The sequence below is a fragment of the Chryseobacterium vrystaatense genome (genome assembly GCF_000737765.1).
Lineage (GTDB): Bacteria > Bacteroidota > Bacteroidia > Flavobacteriales > Weeksellaceae > Chryseobacterium > Chryseobacterium vrystaatense.
Window position 1 is genome coordinate 1 of the sequence record NZ_JPRI01000006.1, and the last position, 18,689, is coordinate 18,689.

General features: G+C 40.5%; 8 protein-coding genes, 2 tRNA genes and 3 rRNA genes. 5 read left to right on the forward strand and 8 right to left on the reverse strand.

Annotated features, from left to right (window positions below; all coding sequences use genetic code 11):
* Positions 1-476 precede the first annotated feature (476 nt).
* From IW16_RS15815 to rrf, 5 genes are all read left to right on the forward strand, one after another.
* Positions 477-1,993 (forward strand): 16S ribosomal RNA (locus tag IW16_RS15815).
* Positions 1,994-2,211: 218 nt separating this feature from the next.
* Positions 2,212-2,285 (forward strand) — tRNA-Ile (locus IW16_RS15820).
* 87 nt (positions 2,286-2,372) lie between these two features.
* Positions 2,373-2,446, forward strand: a tRNA-Ala gene (locus IW16_RS15825).
* A gap of 158 nt (positions 2,447-2,604) precedes the next feature.
* Positions 2,605-5,362 (forward strand): 23S ribosomal RNA (locus IW16_RS15830).
* A gap of 133 nt (positions 5,363-5,495) precedes the next feature.
* A 5S ribosomal RNA gene (gene rrf, locus IW16_RS15835) occupies positions 5,496-5,603 on the forward strand.
* Together the 16S, 23S and 5S rRNA genes with 2 tRNA genes alongside form the textbook arrangement of a ribosomal RNA operon.
* 195 nt (positions 5,604-5,798) lie before the next feature.
* Here rrf and IW16_RS15840 read toward each other — a convergent pair.
* From IW16_RS15840 to IW16_RS15875, 8 genes are all read right to left on the reverse strand, one after another.
* Positions 5,799-6,368, reverse strand: a complete 570-nt coding sequence (locus IW16_RS15840) for a hypothetical protein (protein ID WP_034746382.1) — start codon at positions 6,366-6,368, stop codon at positions 5,799-5,801.
* 9 nt (positions 6,369-6,377) lie between these two features.
* Positions 6,378-6,902: a hypothetical protein gene (locus IW16_RS15845; RefSeq protein ID WP_034746385.1), complete on the reverse strand. Its 525-nt coding sequence runs from the start codon at positions 6,900-6,902 to the stop codon at positions 6,378-6,380.
* On the reverse strand, positions 6,899-9,655 hold the full coding sequence (locus tag IW16_RS15850; protein WP_034746388.1) for a COG1470 family protein: 2,757 nt from the start codon (positions 9,653-9,655) through the stop codon (positions 6,899-6,901). The genes IW16_RS15845 and IW16_RS15850 overlap by 4 nt, the downstream gene beginning before the upstream one ends.
* Positions 9,648-10,442: a WxL protein host-binding domain-containing protein gene (locus IW16_RS15855; protein WP_228376950.1), complete on the reverse strand. Its 795-nt coding sequence runs from the start codon at positions 10,440-10,442 to the stop codon at positions 9,648-9,650. Before IW16_RS15855 ends, IW16_RS15850 begins: the two co-directional genes overlap by 8 nt.
* Before the next feature lie 105 nt (positions 10,443-10,547).
* On the reverse strand, positions 10,548-11,126 hold the full coding sequence (locus tag IW16_RS15860; RefSeq protein WP_034746391.1) for a hypothetical protein: 579 nt from the start codon (positions 11,124-11,126) through the stop codon (positions 10,548-10,550).
* Positions 11,127-11,346: 220 nt separating this feature from the next.
* Positions 11,347-13,689, reverse strand: coding sequence for a phosphocholine-specific phospholipase C (locus IW16_RS15865; RefSeq protein ID WP_034746394.1), 2,343 nt, complete (start codon positions 13,687-13,689; stop codon positions 11,347-11,349).
* A gap of 80 nt (positions 13,690-13,769) precedes the next feature.
* A complete protein-coding gene (locus tag IW16_RS15870; RefSeq protein WP_117590654.1) occupies positions 13,770-15,305 on the reverse strand; it encodes a SusD/RagB family nutrient-binding outer membrane lipoprotein in 1,536 nt (511 codons plus the stop codon).
* A gap of 18 nt (positions 15,306-15,323) precedes the next feature.
* On the reverse strand, positions 15,324-18,479 hold the full coding sequence (locus IW16_RS15875; RefSeq protein WP_034746397.1) for a SusC/RagA family TonB-linked outer membrane protein: 3,156 nt from the start codon (positions 18,477-18,479) through the stop codon (positions 15,324-15,326).
* Positions 18,480-18,689 lie beyond the last annotated feature (210 nt).

The window sequence follows — 18,689 nt, forward strand, 5'->3', positions numbered from 1 at the left end:
TTGCTGTGTAAACTTTATGTTAAATAAAGTTGTTTTGTGTATTAATAAGTTGTTATCTTTGCCCCACTGAAAAACGAGAGTTACACAGTAGCACAGAAGCGCTTTTAGATAAGCAGACTATTTATAACGAGCTTAGAGATACGGCTTAGAAATGGCTTTAAATTTTTTAGAAATAAAATTTGTGAGGTTTAAAAAAGTTTGTATCTTTGCAGTCCTGTTAAAGGGAGCGCAGAAGCGAGTAAAGATTAGTGTTTAGAGATATTTAGGGTTACTTAAAAAACTTTAAAGTATCTTATAAAACATTTGGTCGTTTAGAAATAAATAATTACTTTTGCAACCGCAAATAAGGGACGAAACGACAGAAAAGATTCCTTATTATATGCGGAAAGAAAAAAGATCATTGACATACAATATACAACCAAGTAAGAAAAAAAACTAAAGCGTAATAAAAACTTTGAGCGGGTCAGGAAAAACATACAATGGAGAGTTTGATCCTGGCTCAGGATGAACGCTAGCGGGAGGCCTAACACATGCAAGCCGAGCGGTAGGTTTCCTTCGGGAGACTGAGAGCGGCGCACGGGTGCGGAACACGTGTGCAACCTGCCTTTATCAGGGGGATAGCCTTTCGAAAGGAAGATTAATACCCCATAACATTTTGAATGGCATCATTTAAAATTGAAAACTCCGGTGGATAAAGATGGGCACGCGCAGGATTAGATAGTTGGTAGGGTAACGGCCTACCAAGTCAACGATCCTTAGGGGGCCTGAGAGGGTGATCCCCCACACTGGTACTGAGACACGGACCAGACTCCTACGGGAGGCAGCAGTGAGGAATATTGGACAATGGGTGAGAGCCTGATCCAGCCATCCCGCGTGAAGGACGACGGCCCTATGGGTTGTAAACTTCTTTTGTATAGGGATAAACCTACTCTCGTGAGAGTAGCTGAAGGTACTATACGAATAAGCACCGGCTAACTCCGTGCCAGCAGCCGCGGTAATACGGAGGGTGCAAGCGTTATCCGGATTTATTGGGTTTAAAGGGTCCGTAGGCTGATTTGTAAGTCAGTGGTGAAATCTCACAGCTTAACTGTGAAACTGCCATTGATACTGCAAGTCTTGAGTGTTGTTGAAGTAGCTGGAATAAGTAGTGTAGCGGTGAAATGCATAGATATTACTTAGAACACCAATTGCGAAGGCAGGTTACTAAGCAACAACTGACGCTGATGGACGAAAGCGTGGGGAGCGAACAGGATTAGATACCCTGGTAGTCCACGCCGTAAACGATGCTAACTCGTTTTTGGGTTTTCGGATTCAGAGACTAAGCGAAAGTGATAAGTTAGCCACCTGGGGAGTACGGACGCAAGTCTGAAACTCAAAGGAATTGACGGGGGCCCGCACAAGCGGTGGATTATGTGGTTTAATTCGATGATACGCGAGGAACCTTACCAAGGCTTAAATGGGAAATGACAGGTTTAGAAATAGACTTTTCTTCGGACATTTTTCAAGGTGCTGCATGGTTGTCGTCAGCTCGTGCCGTGAGGTGTTAGGTTAAGTCCTGCAACGAGCGCAACCCCTGTCACTAGTTGCCATCATTCAGTTGGGGACTCTAGTGAGACTGCCTACGCAAGTAGAGAGGAAGGTGGGGATGACGTCAAATCATCACGGCCCTTACGCCTTGGGCCACACACGTAATACAATGGCCAGTACAGAGGGCAGCTACCAGGTGACTGGATGCGAATCTCGAAAGCTGGTCTCAGTTCGGATTGGAGTCTGCAACTCGACTCTATGAAGCTGGAATCGCTAGTAATCGCGCATCAGCCATGGCGCGGTGAATACGTTCCCGGGCCTTGTACACACCGCCCGTCAAGCCATGGAAGTCTGGGGTACCTGAAGTCGGTGACCGTAACAGGAGCTGCCTAGGGTAAAACAGGTAACTAGGGCTAAGTCGTAACAAGGTAGCCGTACCGGAAGGTGCGGCTGGAACATCTCATTTTAGAGCGTCTATAAGACGATAAACAAAATTAGTACAGCAATGTACATTGATTCTGCTTAAAGTAAGCTTTAGTTTTTTATTTGGTTGCTATATATAATAAAAATACAAAACCCACTAGAAATTAGTATCAGGGAGGAGATACAAGAGCCCAGAGCCACAAATCAAGACGAATGCAAAATCTTGTGTCTGGCATCTAGGATCTATTAGTCTAACAAGACAGTCTCGTAGCTCAGCTGGTTAGAGCGCTACACTGATAATGTAGAGGTCGGCAGTTCGAGCCTGCCCGAGACTACTAATTATAAGACGGTAAGACATCAGATATAAGACGTGAGACATTTAGGTCTAAAGTCTGTCATCTGACATCTGAAGTCTACTAGAGGGGGAATTAGCTCAGCTGGCTAGAGCGCCTGCCTTGCACGCAGGAGGTCAAGGGTTCGACTCCCTTATTCTCCACAGTTTTGGAAGTTTGATTTAAAAGTTACGGATAGAGCCAAAAACAATATTCGTTCATCAGACAGAAAAGAAGACATTAAAGATCATTGACATTAACGGTAAAAATATCACAAAGAGAAAACCGAGCGCATAGAAGCGCTTGAGTAACCAAAAATAGGAAAGAAATCGTTAAGGGCGTATGGCGGATGCCTAGGCTTTCAGAGGCGAAGAAGGACGCGGTAAGCTGCGAAAAGCTGCGGGGATCGGCACACACGAATTGATCCGCAGATGTCCGAATGGGGCAACCCGGCATGTTGAAGACATGTCACTCCGCAAGGAGAGCAAACCCGGAGAACTGAAACATCTAAGTACCCGGAGGAAAAGAAATCGAAGAGATTCCGTAAGTAGCGGCGAGCGAAAGCGGATTAGCCCAAAAGCTTTTATATGTTTAATAGAATGTTCTGGAAAGAACAGCCATAGAGGGTGATAGCCCCGTATATGAAAGGCATACATAAGTGATAAATGAGTAGGGCGGGACACGTGAAATCCTGTCTGAATATGGGGGGACCATCCTCCAAGGCTAAATACTCCTGAAAGACCGATAGTGAACAAGTACTGTGAAGGAAAGGTGAAAAGCACTTCGAATAGAAGGGTGAAATAGAACCTGAAACCGTACGCCTACAAGCGGTCGGAGCCCACAAGTTGGGTGACGGCGTGCCTTTTGCATAATGAGCCTACGAGTTAATTTTACTAGCGAGGTTAAGGACTTCAGGTCCGGAGCCGGAGCGAAAGCGAGTCTGAATAGGGCGGTTAGTTAGTAGGATTAGACGCGAAACCTTGTGATCTACCCATGGGCAGGTTGAAGCTCTGGTAACACAGAGTGGAGGACCGAACCGGTTGACGTTGAAAAGTCTTCGGATGACCTGTGGGTAGGGGTGAAAGGCCAATCAAACTGGGAGATAGCTCGTACTCTCCGAAATGCATTTAGGTGCAGCGTCGTATATAAGTTTATTAGAGGTAGAGCTACTGATTGGATGCGGGGGTTTCATCGCCTACCAATTCCTGACAAACTCCGAATGCTAATAAATGTTCTACGGCAGTGAGGGCATGGGTGCTAAGGTCCATGTCCGAGAGGGAAAGAACCCAGACCAACAGCTAAGGTCCCCAAATCTCTATTAAGTTGAAGCAACGCGGTTGGACTGCATTGACAGCTAGGATGTTGGCTTGGAAGCAGCCATTCATTTAAAGAGTGCGTAACAGCTCACTAGTCGAGCGGTCCGGCATGGATAATAATCGGGCATAAATAGAGTACCGAAGCTATGGATTTATACCTTAGGGGTATATCTGGTAGGAGAGCATTCTGTTTGCGCTGAAGCAGTATCGTGAGGTATTGTGGAGCGGACAGAAAAGAAAATGTAGGCATAAGTAACGATAAAGCGGGCGAGAAACCCGCTCACCGAAAGACTAAGGTTTCCTCAGCCATGCTAATCAGCTGAGGGTTAGTCGGGACCTAACGCGAACCCGAAAGGGGTAGTGGATGGACAATGGGTTAATATTCCCATACTTGCTCACACTAAAAAGGGGACGGAGTGCCGTACTTACTGGAGACTGACGGAATAGTCAAGACCTAGCCTTCGGGCGAAGTTGTTGTAGGGAAAGTGCTTCCAAGAAAAGCCGAAGTGAAGCAACCCGTACCAAAACCGACACAGGTAGTCGAGGAGAGAATCCTAAGGTGCTAGAGTGAATCATGGTTAAGGAACTAGGCAAAATAGTCTCGTAACTTCGGGAGAAGAGACGCCATCAGCAATGGTGGCCGCAGTAAAAAGGCCCAGGCGACTGTTTATCAAAAACACAGGACTCTGCAAAATCGAAAGATGCAGTATAGGGTCTGACACCTGCCCGGTGCTGGAAGGTTAAGGAAGGTGCTTAGCGTAAGCGAAGGCATTGACTGAAGCCCCAGTAAACGGCGGCCGTAACTATAACGGTCCTAAGGTAGCGAAATTCCTTGTCGGGTAAGTTCCGACCTGCACGAATGGTGTAACGATCTGGGCACTGTCTCAACCATGAGCTCTGTGAAATTGTAGTCTCGGTGAAGATGCCGAGTACCCGCAATGGGACGAAAAGACCCTGTGAACCTTTACTATAACTTCGTATTGACTTTGAGTAAGTAATGTGTAGGATAGGTGGGAGGCTTTGAAGCGGGCACGCTAGTGTTCGTGGAGCCAACGTTGAAATACCACCCTTTACTTACTTGGAGCCTAACTTCTTTTAGAAGGACATTGCGTGGTGGGTAGTTTGACTGGGGTGGTCGCCTCCAAAAGAGTAACGGAGGCTTTCAAAGGTACCCTCAGCACGCTTGGTAACCGTGCGTAGAGTGTAATGGCATAAGGGTGCTTGACTGTGAGACCTACAAGTCGATCAGGTGCGAAAGCAGGACATAGTGATCCGGTGGTTCCGTATGGAAGGGCCATCGCTCATAGGATAAAAGGTACTCCGGGGATAACAGGCTAGTCTCCCCCAAGAGCTCACATCGACGGGGAGGTTCGGCACCTCGATGTCGGCTCGTCACATCCTGGGGCTGGAGAAGGTCCCAAGGGTTGGGCTGTTCGCCCATTAAAGTGGCACGCGAGCTGGGTTCAGAACGTCGTGAGACAGTTCGGTCTCTATCTATTGCGGGCGTTAGATGTTTGAGAGGGCTTGATTCTAGTACGAGAGGACCGAATTGAACAAACCTCTGGTGTATCAGTTGTTCCGCCAGGAGCACCGCTGAGTAGCTACGTTTGGAAGAGATAAGCACTGAAAGCATATAAGTGCGAAACTCGCCTCAAGATGAGACATCTTTTAAGGGTCGTTGGAGATGACGACGTTGATAGGCTATAGGTGTAAAGGCAGTAATGTCATAGCCGAGTAGTACTAATTACCCGTAGATTTATAGCCTATGGTTGCTGTATACAAGTCTTTTATGCGCAGTAAAGGTTTTGTCTTTGTGATTGTTTTTATCGATTAAAACCAGATTATCTGATGTACATTATTTAATGTAAATATTTTGGATAATCTTATATACCTAATTTAGGGTGGTTTTAGCGGCAGGGCTCACCTGTTCCCATTCCGAACACAGAAGTTAAGCCTGCCAGCTCCGATGGTACTGCGAAAGCGGGAGAGTAGGTCGCCGCCAGTTTTTATTAAAAGTCTCATACATTCATTTGTATGAGACTTTTTTTTGTTATATACCCCAACAAATAAAGTAGCCAATACCCAAAAATACCCCCCAAAATAATATATACATTATACATTATACATTATACATTATACATTATACATTATACATTATACATTATATCGGATATAAGCAACATAGTAGATGCAAAAGAGTTTAATTGGGTCCTATTGTGAAAACTATTTGTGCACTGTATGATGCGGCAGGAATGGTTACAGAAACACCACTTATCTGCAATTGTACATTAATTGCAGAGTAGTTTACACTGTTACCAAGTCCTAAAAGTCCAGAAAAGTTGATTGTACAAAATGCTGTATCCGGAGACTGCAGCATTTCTATATAAGTGGTTCCACCATTGACAGTTGCAGTACAGCCAATACATAATCCATTAATCGTCGCTGTTCCACCACTTCTTTTTGCATAGAGACGCAAAGAGTTATTCCAGGTGGTAGGGGTATAGCGCATGCTAATCCTGGCCGCTCCATTTGAAAGAAGATTCAGAAAAGATCCCGGCATTGTACCTGATAATATGATTGCATTGGTGGCGCTTGCATAAGTCCCCCCATAGTTATTCCCGGCTTCGGTAATAGCGGGAACACTTACAGTCCATCCGCTTCCCCCGGCATTCACTGTTTGAGCTTTCAGACAGCTGCTAAGGATTATTAGAAGTAGATACAGATATTTTTTTGAAAATAACTTCCTGAGAATGTAAGTGGTGATTTTCATTTTTCAATTTTATTCTGTGATGGTATAGGTGATGATAACTGGAGTATTGGTACGGGCTGAAAGATTGGCATAAGAACTAACAGCAAGGCTGATCGTTAGCATATGTCCGTTATTAGCCCCATTTCCGGTAAATGCACCCCCTATTCCTGTAATAATTGTAGCAGCTGTTGTACTAAGAGTAACCAGTCCTGAAGATGTGCCCAACGTTCCGCCACCAGCTCCCGATGCTGCGGCCGCCTGCACCCGTATATTGACCCCGGCTATAGGGGTATTGATAGATGCAGTAATTCTTCGTGTAAGTCCTCCGGATGCAATAGCCGAGGTATAATTGATCCATTTTGTAGTATTAGCCACCGGAAGGGTTACCGCTTGTCCGGCCTCTGTCGGAGCCGTAAAATTCAATGTGAAATTTCCACTAGGCTCTATATCCATAAGAGTAACAACAGGAAGTGTTATTGGAACAGTGGTTTGTGAGAATATTGTACAGGACATGAGACCAAAAACCAAGGATATTATATGTTCTTTCAATTTCATTTTTTCTTTTTTATTTCGTTATATCCTACCTTGATCATTTCCTGTTGATATTTGATTTCACTCTGCTGTTTTACAATATGAATTGATACATTTTGAGTTTCAGCTGGCTTAATATTATATTGAAAGGAGTCTGTTGCTATTTTATATCTTTTGTCAAGACCGTTTCTGTACAGTTTTATTTTCCAATCCCCCGGACGGAGGTAAGTGAAGTCAAAGTTTTCACCAATAAGTACTGCTTTCCGGTAAGTCTGTTCACCGTTAGTTACTTCAACAATGATACTCTGCTTTTTCTTTTTGTCTGTTATAGTTTGATATTGGATAAAACTCGGCTGGCCTTTATCATCATGTTCTGAAAGCTCAATGTTTCCTTTGATTGTCGATGCTTCTGTTAATCCGAAATTGAAAGTATTTTCCTTGTTAATAAGATTTAAATGCGCGGGAAAAGAAACATTTGTAATATCATTAATATCTGCTGTTGAGCGGTCTATCTCCAGGAAATATTCTCCCGGAACAATATTTTTAAATACATAATTTCCATCTTTGTCTGTAACTGATAAATGATTCCCCATCATTAATCTGATCCCTTCGGTCTTTTTTACGCCCAGATTGCTGATATTTCCGGACAGAGAAGTATACTCTGCTATTTTTTGTACAGGCATATTAAGACGAAGAGTATAGCGTAATGAAAATATAAAATCCTTGTTACCCAATTCACCACGCTGTAAAGAATATCTTCCGGACACATCAAGTTCACTGCCTGGAAACAGCTGCTGGTGAAGTAAGACCTCAAACAGATTACGGTCTCTGAAATATTCCTCAGGCATATAATTATTCTGATAAAAAATACTTAAACTGGTCTTATCCGAAAATCTGCTGAAGAGTCTGGCTCCATAATATAATTGCTTGTCATTTTGCATCTGATACCTTGAGGTAATCGCATAGCTTGCATAAATATTGAAAGAGGTTTTAAATTTTTCAAAAGAAATATTCGTCGTATAAAAGCTGGAATTTCCATTGAATCCACTCAGATAGTTATTGGTTTTTCCAAATTGTCCCTGAAGATTGACCTGAAACATTCCAATCTGCTGATCAATACTTACTTTAAAATACTTTTCATAATAGTCAAACTGTTTAGGCTCCAGACGGTCCTGGTATTTCTGAAATCCATTGTAAAGTGTAAGCATACCACTCTTAATGTACTTATATTGTATTCCATATTGAAGAAAGTCTCTATAGGGTGCTGCATAAAATAAAGTATCTCTCTGGAAGTTTTTCGCATCACGTATATAATTCCCAAAAACACTAATTTTTTTTGAAAGCTTATACTGAAGATTTCCGTTAAAAGTGCTCGTATTGGTAAAATAACCAGCAAATTTGGGGCTCGCCCTCATGTACATCAAGTATCCGTTAAACCGGTCAAACGTAGCTTGTGCCTGTGCCATATAAGCAGTTCCTTCCAGCAGTTCAGTTTTACTGTATGAAGCTTCACCGGAAAGAACGATATTTTTTGATATTTTGAATTTTCCAGCAGTGTAGGGAAGGTGGGCTTCAGAATCCAGTCTGATATTCCCAAAATTCATTTCTCCCTTTTCTGGTGTTTTATGAAGATATCCTGCTGTAATTTCTGATTCTTTACCGACTTTATAGGTGGAATAAACATTAAATTCATCTTTAATATCCCGGAAAAACCGGGGACGGTTGTAAAAACCACCAACACTGAATTTTTTAAAGTCATACCTGATTTCTGCCCCACGGCCGTATCTGGCAAACTCAGTTAAGTAAGAAGCTGAGTATGTTTTATCACCGAGATGAACAAAAAAATTGTTTCTTTTATAATTAATAAAATACTCTTCATACTGAGTAAAAGAACTGAATTCAACAGGATTTGCTGTTACTGCATGAAATTCAATCTGGTTTTTGTTCTCTTTATCTAAAGTTCCCTTGCCATATATCTCGCCCTGAAATCCATTATCATAAATCCCCATGTTCTTCATTCCAATAAACGCTAACGAAGCTGAAACAGGAAGCCTGTGATAAATATCGTTTTCTACCGGCTTTACTGATATAATTTTTACCGTTACATAAGCAATCTGATTTTCCTTGGGATTGTCCTGAGAATAAGCAGAAAGGTTGAGATTCTGAAATTCGTTTTGGCCCAGCTCTGCAAGGGTGGCTTTAGAGATATTGATCACTTTTGATTCGTTGGGAGCCAAAGTGATGGATGCTTCATGATTAACCACCGCATTTTTACTTTCCAAAACAAGTTTTTCGGTGACATTTCCACTGTTCTTTAATAGAAAAGAAGCATGAATTGTTTCTCCGGCTCTTATAAACTCCGGCGAATTTAGGGGAGTGAGTGTGAGTTTTCTGTTCCCGGAAATGATAACCTTTAAGGTTTGGGTGAACTTTGTTCCATTATCCCGGTCTTTTCCCTGTAAAATGATCGAGTATACACCTTGGGCAGCTTCCGCAGCAATCCGGATTGGAACAATAAAGACGGTTTTTTCGTGAGCAGCTATTTTAAATTCTGCTTTTTCTAAAATAGGGCTAAGAAAAGAACTTGAAGCCGAAACACTAAGATCATAAATTTTATTTTCAGCTGACGTATTTTCCAGAGCAAATGAAATAGAAGTAGACATTCCCGGTATTAAACTATCTTTTTTACTGGCCAAGAGACTTGGCTGCTGTTGTGAAAAAATAAGTACCGGGAATAGTGATAACAGGACGATATATAAAATCCAAGTTTTAATCATTCTTTACTTCTAATTCCACATTGAGCGCAAAGGCATTCTCCTCTTCATCGGTCGCTATAACAACGGCTTTGTACTGATCTGCGGGGACTTTGCTGATGTCAATATGAAATGATTTGGAGGTCTGTGGTAATAATCCCATCGTAATGCTTGAGTAGCTTCCAATGCGTTCTCCGGTTTTCCGGTTATAAATCTCAATGGAAGCTGTCGGTTTACAGTATAGATTACCATTGTTGGCAATAGCAATTTTTACAGTCTGTTTTCCATCTTCCTTTTCTACCTTTACACTTTCAAATTTAAGGTCAGGCTTTGCTTTTTCCGTTTCGTAATCGGTAATGATCTGAATAGCATACCGTACAATAGAAGTGATATTAACCCCTGCCTTATCATCACTCGGTTTGATATCGTCTACAGGCTCAACAATGATGACACTCCAATAACTTCCCGGATTTACCTGCTCGCCGGGAACTGTAATTTCATAGAATACCTCAGTTTTTTCCTTACCTTTTAATAAAACAAGATTGGTATTAAGCTTAATCCAGTCACCATTCGTTCTTTTATTTGTACGAAGTGTCGTATAATAGATCGAACCATCTGCCTGATAGGTAAAATCCTGTAAGAATAATTTGACATTCTGAGGTTTGCTTCCTGTATTTTCTATCTCTATTTTTCCTTTATATACTTTTCCGTTTTCTACTTTGTAGCTGTGGGTAAGCCCATTTAAAACGACAATACCGGCATGTAAAAAGCTAAACTGCAACATCATAAACATCAGAAGAAAAATACGCATAATCATAATCATTAAATGTTTGGAATTAAATCATTGGCCATATACAACCTGGAAGAAACTGACCCGCGGTTTCTTCTTGTTTATTTTAGAACGTAGCGTTGAATGCTAGTTGTCTGAGATCGTATAAGTCACTGTAGCTAATGTAGTTGCTGTTGCCTGTAAATCTGCATATACAGCTACTCCTCCAGGACCACTTCCTGCTGCCAAAGCATACGTAAGGTTGTGCCCGTTATTGGCGCCGTTTCCTGTATAAGCACTTCCGATCCCTGAAATAATAGTCTGGTCAGCAGCGCTTAATGTGATCTGAGCTGCCGGCGTTCCTAATGTACCACCGCCACTTCCTGTAGCCGCCGCTGCTGTTACGTGGATATCAATTCCCGGAATAAGAGCATTGACTTTTACGGACACATTACGGGTAGGATCTGCAACAGATTTGATGGACGAATAATTCAGCCAAAGCGTATTATTGGCGGTACTCGCTGTAACTGGGTTACCTGCTTCTGTTGGCGCTGTAAATCCTAACGTAATGTTTTTGGTTGCGGCAGGTTCAATGTCTACCAGTGCAACTTCAGGAATAGAAATGGTGATCGTGTGATTGTCAGTATTGGTGTCTTGTGCTTGTAAGCTGCCGGAAAATGCAACAGTGATTAAGCATACTGCAAGGCTTAGGTTTAATTTTTTCATGATGTTTGTTAATTAGTTAGGTGAATTTAATAAAAATAGATAAATAATAACAATAAAATCTTTCTTTTTAAATATTATTATCTATTTGTTTATAATATTATATTATGTGTTGGATATTAATATGCAAATTATATAAAACTATCGTACTAAGCTATGATCCTAATCATAAATAAAGCCCTACACAATTTGTGTAAGGCTTCGTTTTTTTGCATCTCATGGTTTATGCCCAGTGGGGATCTGAAATAGACACTTTCCCTGTTTCTATCCTTCCCGCAAAATGCCAGATATGATCATCAAGTATTATTTTAAAATCATACCAGCCTTTATTCTTGTTAAGATCAACCGTTATTTTTTCCTCAGGATGATGTAAAGAAATGGTCTTTTTGCTTTTCTCATACTGATCTTCCAATATTACAGTGGGATTTCCTTTTTTCTTTTTGAAAATAAATTCTACCTCATTTTTTAAACCTCTGTTCATAAGCTGCACGTCTATTTCAGGCGTTTTACTACCACTGAATTTCCTGAAAAAACCATTAGGTCCAAAAACTTCATGATCATATTTTCCGGGATTTACAGGGTGAGAAAGTTCCTGCTTTGAATACAGAGCATATGAAAAATGATAATCTCCGCTTCCGAACTGTGTTCTGTCATAAATTAACAATGGAACTCCGGCTTCTTTTAAATTCGTCATTTTGATCTTTCCGTTGTCCAGGTTGACATGGAAATCATAGGGAAGAGGATTGGAAGGTTTAATTCCCCTTTCCTGAATATCAAGGAGACGGCCGTTAATTTCATTTTCAGTATACCACGTAAGATCAGGGACTGGTTTACTTTTCGCTGCATTAATCGTTTTCGCATAATCTTTCTGATCCAGGTAATCCATCTTAGGAGCTTTTGTATTGGAAGAGTTAAAAGCAGAAGTAAGATCTCCACAGATCGCTCTTCTCCAATCGCTGATATGATCAACCTTAACATCCTTACTGTATTTTTTTCGGATGAATTTCTCAAGGAACTGCAGTACAGAAGTATGGTCCGAAACTTCAGAATTGACAAAGCCTCCTTTAGTCCACGGAGATGCGATGATCATCGGAACTCTGTAACCCAGACCAACGGTACCTTCGATTCTTTCATGATCTTTCAATGAAGGTGCAGACATATATTCCTGGGACTTATCCACATATTCTACACCTTCCTTACTGTTCATATCGACGGGCTGGCTTGGATTCATTGGAGGAGAAAAGGGAAGAACATGATCAAAATAGCCGTCATTCTCGTCATAATTGATAATGAAAATTGTTTTTTTCCAGGTTTCAGGATCTTTAGTTAGAATATTTAAAACCTCTGAAATATACCAGGCACCATACCACGGTGATCCCGGATGATCTGAAAAATGCTCAGGAGCAACCAGCCAGGATACCAATGGAAGATTTTTATCTTCTACATCTTTACGAAACTGAAACAGGACATCTCCTTTCGGAACGACCAGCCTTTCGCCACTTTCATCTTTTCCAATCTCCACGTTCCAGTAATCAGGATCATTAGTATTGGTAGTAAAAGCCTTTTCATGAAGATTTTTTTCATGTTGTGAAAGCTGAGCATACTTTTCCGGGGCATATTTGATTTGATCTTCTTCTAGTTCAGAAATCAAAGTTTCCAATCTCTTCTTCTGGTCCGGGTTTTTTATAACCTCATCTTTGAGATAAGCAATGATATTAGGAATATTCTGATGATAACCTTTCGAAAATTTCACATTGAACTTTGAGAACCATTCAATAGGATTATCCGTGAAATTACTTAGCCATGCTTCCTGCTCACCGGACATTCCTTTGGGAAGACTGATCTCATTCTGATAAATCTTCCATGAAACATTCTGTTCCTCTAAAATTTCAGGGAAACTTTTCCAGTGGGCCTGTCTCGCTTTATCATAATCTATATTTTCGTTATAGACATTCGCTTTTACTTTGCCGTTTTGCTGCTCACGAAGGGTTCCGGACCAGTGAAAAAGTCTGTTCGGAGTTGTTCCGGTAAGTGAGGAGCAGAAATATTGGTCAAAGATGGTAAATGCGTCGGCCAGTTGATAATAAAAAGGAAGATCTTCCCGGTTATAGTAGCCTAAAGTAAGAGGGATGTTTTTGTAGTCTTTATTTCCCGAAGCTTTAAACTGAAGCCACTGATCATATTTCCCTTTGTTTAAGGCTTTTTGTTGATCGGACCAGGAATGGGGTAAAGAACTCATCCAGGTAGATTTGGTATTTCTAAGATCCAGCCGGGCAGGTGCAGCATATTTTCCTGCATCATTTTTTTGAAAAAAAACGGAATGACCGTCCTCTTTAATAAATGCTCTTTGATCTAAAAATCCCCTTACGCCTTTTAGCGCTCCGAAAGCATGGTCGAAAGAACGGTTTTCCTGCATCAGGATCACGACATGTTCCGCATCATAAAAAGTAGAAAGTGCTGCAGGCTCGATAGCCAGTGCTTTTAAAATGGCAGGGTGAAGGACGCTTGAAGTTCCCAGTCCGGCAAGTAAAAGGCTTGATTTTTCTAAAAATTCTCTTCTGTTCATGTTCTGTCAAAATAAGAAATAAACCGCAAGTTAATTGGAATTTCCTGCGGTTGATTTGTTTTTATGTAAATATTTAGGTCTTATTGAAGCCACCAGGGTTTAGAATTGATGTTATCGTTTCCTCCATACTGGGCTGCCAATGCTGCTTTCAGATTTGTGCTGTTGTAGCTGTATTCAGTTTGCGGATATCTGAATCTGAACGGGGCAGAAACTCCGGTCTTAAGCGGATATGCAGGAAATCCTGTTCTCAGATAATCATAATAAGACGTCCATTGGCTCTGATGGAACATGGTCATGTATTTCTGAGTCATAATTTTTTCCAGTCGTTTATCAGGCAGATCAGAATCACTGTAAACAACTAACGGAGATGCCAGATACTGATTCACATCAAATCCTGAAAAATATTGTCCCGGATTTTTTACGTAAGTCTGATAAAAGCTGAAACTTGCTTTAACTCCATTGTCATAATGTGTTTTTGAAGATCCTGATATCCATCCTCTGGAAGCCGCTTCCGCAAGAATAAATTCAAGTTCTGAATAACTTAATATGGAAGAAGGCTCATTTGTAGCGTCTTTATAGAAACGGTCGTTTACTTTAGAAATATTTTTTGCAGTGATCAAAGAGGCGTTGTCAGAATAGGAAGAATTAGGGTTTCCTCCATTGTATCCAGTGAAATCAGTAATTGGTTTTCCTGCTTCTTTGGCGGATGTAGTCTGTGCTGCAAAAGTGAACAGACGCGGATCCTGTCTCAATTTAAACAGATTGATAAAATAATCAGCCATATATAAACTGGAACCGTAACCACTGCTGTTAAACATTGTATACCGGCTGTCGGCTGCATCAGCAAATTTAAGTTCTCCATTGTCAGAAATAGATGTCATTAAAGTTTGATTCCCTGCAATAGAAGCAAATTCTGTTGCAATAGTATAACTTCCCAACGTCGTCTTTTTAGACATTGTTATTAAAATTTTCAGTCGGAAAGAGTTGATTAGTTTTTTCCACTTGGTTGCATCACCATTGTAGATGATATCTCCCTCAATTTTATCATTGGTATTGATCAGGTCATTGGCATCTTTAAGTTCTGATAAAATTCCTGACATTACTGTTTCCTGACTGTCATATTTTGGCTGGGTAATTCCCGATTCACCTTTTACGGCTTCTGTGTAAGGAATACTTCCGAACTTTAGACTTAAATTAAAAAAATAATAGGCTCTGTAGAATTTACCAATGGCAGCATAATTTTTATTGTTGACCTTCCCGGCTTCCTGCATCATCTTTTCAATATTCAGTAGCCCTTTCGTATAGTCTTCAAAAGATTGCTCATTCCATTTCATATACTGGTATACATTTTCACCGTCTGTCCCGATCAGCATTCTGGAAGCATACATATTGTCCCCATTTACCTGAAACATATTTTTTGAAACATAGGTCAGGAGAACTTTGGGATCTACACTGGGCTTGTCATTGGGGTTTTCGTTGATCTTGTCAAGATCGGTTTCGCAGGAAACAAGGAACAGTATGCCTGCAAAAGCAGCTGACAGTATACTGAATCCTTTCAACCATTTTGCCACCTTATGATGATGTGATTTCGCTATAACATTGATATTGTTTTTCATTGTTCTGGATGCTTTGTATTAGAATTTAAGATTAAACCCGATTCCGATCCATCTGCTGGAAGGATCCTGGATATCATTATTATTCGAGGTATTGTTTTTATTAATCTGATAATCAGGATCAGAATAAAGATTTTTAGATTTTTTCCACATGGCCAGATTATAGGCAGAAATATTAGCGGTGAAATTTTTGACCATTCCTTTTGGATTAAGAAGATAAGAGAAGTCGTACTCCAGTACTACAGATCTCAGTTTGATAAACGTTCTGTCGAAAACATTGGCAAATAATTCATTTTCAGCTTCCGTTACCCTTGCCTGGTAAGGATAATTTTGTGACCATTCCTGAAAGTTGATCGGCTTGGTATGTGGGGTATAAGTCCCCGTAGCTGCATTGTAGTTAACGCCATCCGGTACAAAATAGTAAGTTCCCGGATTGGCATATTCAAGATCTCTGTAGGTTGTTGAGTTGGGATGTTTTCCGCCCCACCACATTTTTTCTACAACCACCGATCTCATGACACCGCCTATGCTTCCGTCAATTCCAATATTCAGTGAGAATTTTTTATACTTAAATGTATTGTTGAATCCGAATGTCCAGTCTGGATTGAAATGGCCCAGATTACTTGGAACTTTTTCTACTGTTGGCATTCCTGATTCGGCATCCAGAATTACTTTTCCGTCCGGAGACTTCTTCCAGGTCTCATCGTAATAACTGTCCATCCTTTCACCGATTTTAATATTGTTGTAGTTCGGCATATTGTCATAAATCGAAGTCAGCTTCTGCTCATAAGTACTCCAGTTAATTAGCGATCTCCATGTGAAATCATCTGTTTTTACAGGGACAAATCCTAGAGAGATCTCCAAACCTTTCGTAGTATACTCGTTGCCATTTACATATTGGGAAGTAAATCCGGAAGAGGGGGCAGCGGGGAATTCCAGAATATTATTATAATCTAATGTTCTGAAATAAGTGACATCCAAAGTAAGTCTGTTCTTGAATAATCCTGCACTTAATCCTAATTCGTAAGATTTTGTCTGTTCCGGTTTTAAAGAGTTTTCAACATTCAGGATTGTAGGATAGTTGAACATTGGATTTCCATTAAAGGTGGCTCCTTTATTATTAAAATAGTAATTTCTGATGGAATAAGGTTTAAAGTCATACGCGACCTTAGCCCACGAAGCAGAAAGCTTTAACAGGCTGACTGCTTCCGGCATTTTTACCAAATTGGAAATCACTGCACTTACTGATGCGGATGGATAAAAGTATGACCTGTTGGCTTTTGGAAGCGTGGAAGACCAGTCATTTCTTCCGGAAACATTAATGAAAAAAGCATTGTATAATCCGATGTCAATCGTTGAATAAGCACTGTAGATCAGCTTTTCTTTAAGATAGTCATAGTATTTTACTGCACCAATGGAATTCTCTAAATTGTATAATTCAGGAACTTTAAGACCATCTGTTGATGCATTGTCAATATTGTTTTTAAGATAAAATGCAGATCCTCCCGCATTCACAGTAAAGTCAAAATTATCAGAAAGCTTTTTCTTGTACGTAGCCAGGATATCAGAATTCAGGTTCCATGTTTTAGAATCATTCAAAAGATAATCACCAATTCTTGCAGCACTGTAGTTAACGTATGAAAAAGGACTTAATATTTCCTGCTTGTTATGATTTTCAACGATAGACATTTTACCTTTTACAGAAAAATCTTCGGTTGCTTTATATTCAAGACCCGCCTGGGCATTGATGATGTTGGTTCTGTTTTTGTTTTTATAATTTTCAGCACCAAACCATGGATTGTTGTACCATGCATAATTCCAGTTAGCCTGTGAGATTCCCTCTTTTCCCGGAACCCACATATGATTTCTAAGGTCTCTGCCATCGACGTCTGCTCCCATCCAGATCAGAATGGTATACATATGCCCGCTGGGGTTGTATTCGTAATTAGGAATATTGGGAGTAATAGTTTGATTAAAATTAAATTTGGTGTCAAAGATCAGTTTTTCACCCAGATGATTTTCAGAAGAAAAGTTGAAACCATAACGCTTCAGCTCCGAGCCCGGAATTCGGTCATCATAATTCATGAAATTTCCGGATAATCTGTAAACGTCTTTATTGTTTTTGTAGCTTATCGCAAAACTGTTGTTGTTGATCACGGCAGGCTTTAGAAATGTAGCTAAGTTATCGTGATATTTCCAGTCGATCGGAACTCTTTCGTATCTTGATTTATCATTGTACTGTGTTCCGGTCACCGCACCATACCAGGGAATTGTCTGCCCAGTCACCTTATCGCGGATTGGGCTGTTCCATTGGGCGATTTTCAGTCCCGGAACAAATTTTGGTCCCCAGATCATATCCCCATCATTCACACCACCGTCTGCGCCGTCCCAGAATTCATACTTTCCCTGTGAACCGTTTCCATATTCGTTTTGGGTTTTTGGAAGATTGGTAAACCCTGCTGTGACCATCGTATTTTGAGAGAACTCTACAGAAAAGCCATTCTTTTTGGCACTTTTTGTTGTAATAAGAACAGCTCCGTATCTACCTCTGGAACCATACAGCGCAGAGGCTGTTGCTCCCTTAAGAACGTTGATGTTGGCGATATTATTAGGATCCAGATTTTGAAAGACTTCCTTTTCGACAATCACACCGTCAATGACAAAAACAAGATTGGAATTTCCTCTCAGCGTAAACTCTGGAGCCTGCTGCATTCCGGTAGGGTTAGAAACATTCAGACCGGCTACCTGTCCAGAGAATAAATTTCCGATACTTGGAGTGGTAATAGTCTCAAACTGTTTTGTACCTACTTCCTGAGTGGCATATCCTATCTTTTCTTTCTTTTTGGCAATACCCAGGGCGGTAATTACCACACCTTCGATCTGTTTTTCGTTAGCTTTTTTCAAAACCACAGTATATTGTCTTCTTGCAGAAACTTCTACTGTATACATTGAAAAGTCAGGAGCATAAAATTCAAGAATATCTTTAGGATTGGCGGAGATTGTAAAATTACCATTTTCATCAGTCACCGTGGTTTTTCCGGTATTCTTGTCGGTAATATTTACTCCGGATACACTGGAACCGCTTTCGGATTTTACATTTCCGGAAATGTTAATTTCTTGGGCAGTAAGATAAAGGGGAAGTAAAAAAACTGCAAAGGAAGCAAAAGTCTTCTTCATTTTTTTGAAGACAAATTTAGCGGAGCAGTGTTACCAGTATTTTAAGGTGGTATTAAAATAAAAATACGATTTTAATATTCTTTAACAGAAATATTTAACATAATAATAAAGCAAAAGCATGTACTATATTTTGATATTTTGTTTTTTTTATATTATATAGTATTATTTTAATTTATAGTTTTTTGAGAGATCAGCGTCCATTCTTCAGTA

Coding starts and splice junctions, on each gene's coding strand:
- IW16_RS15840 (WP_034746382.1), bottom strand. CDS start 6,368: ATGAAAATCACCACTTACATTCTCAGGAAGTTATTTTCAAAAAAATAT.
- IW16_RS15845 (WP_034746385.1), bottom strand. CDS start 6,902: ATGAAATTGAAAGAACATATAATATCCTTGGTTTTTGGTCTCATGTCC.
- IW16_RS15850 (WP_034746388.1), bottom strand. CDS start 9,655: ATGATTAAAACTTGGATTTTATATATCGTCCTGTTATCACTATTCCCG.
- IW16_RS15855 (WP_228376950.1), bottom strand. CDS start 10,442: ATGCGTATTTTTCTTCTGATGTTTATGATGTTGCAGTTTAGCTTTTTA.
- IW16_RS15860 (WP_034746391.1), bottom strand. CDS start 11,126: ATGAAAAAATTAAACCTAAGCCTTGCAGTATGCTTAATCACTGTTGCA.
- IW16_RS15865 (WP_034746394.1), bottom strand. CDS start 13,689: ATGAACAGAAGAGAATTTTTAGAAAAATCAAGCCTTTTACTTGCCGGA.
- IW16_RS15870 (WP_117590654.1), bottom strand. CDS start 15,305: ATGAAAAACAATATCAATGTTATAGCGAAATCACATCATCATAAGGTG.
- IW16_RS15875 (WP_034746397.1), bottom strand. CDS start 18,479: ATGAAGAAGACTTTTGCTTCCTTTGCAGTTTTTTTACTTCCCCTTTAT.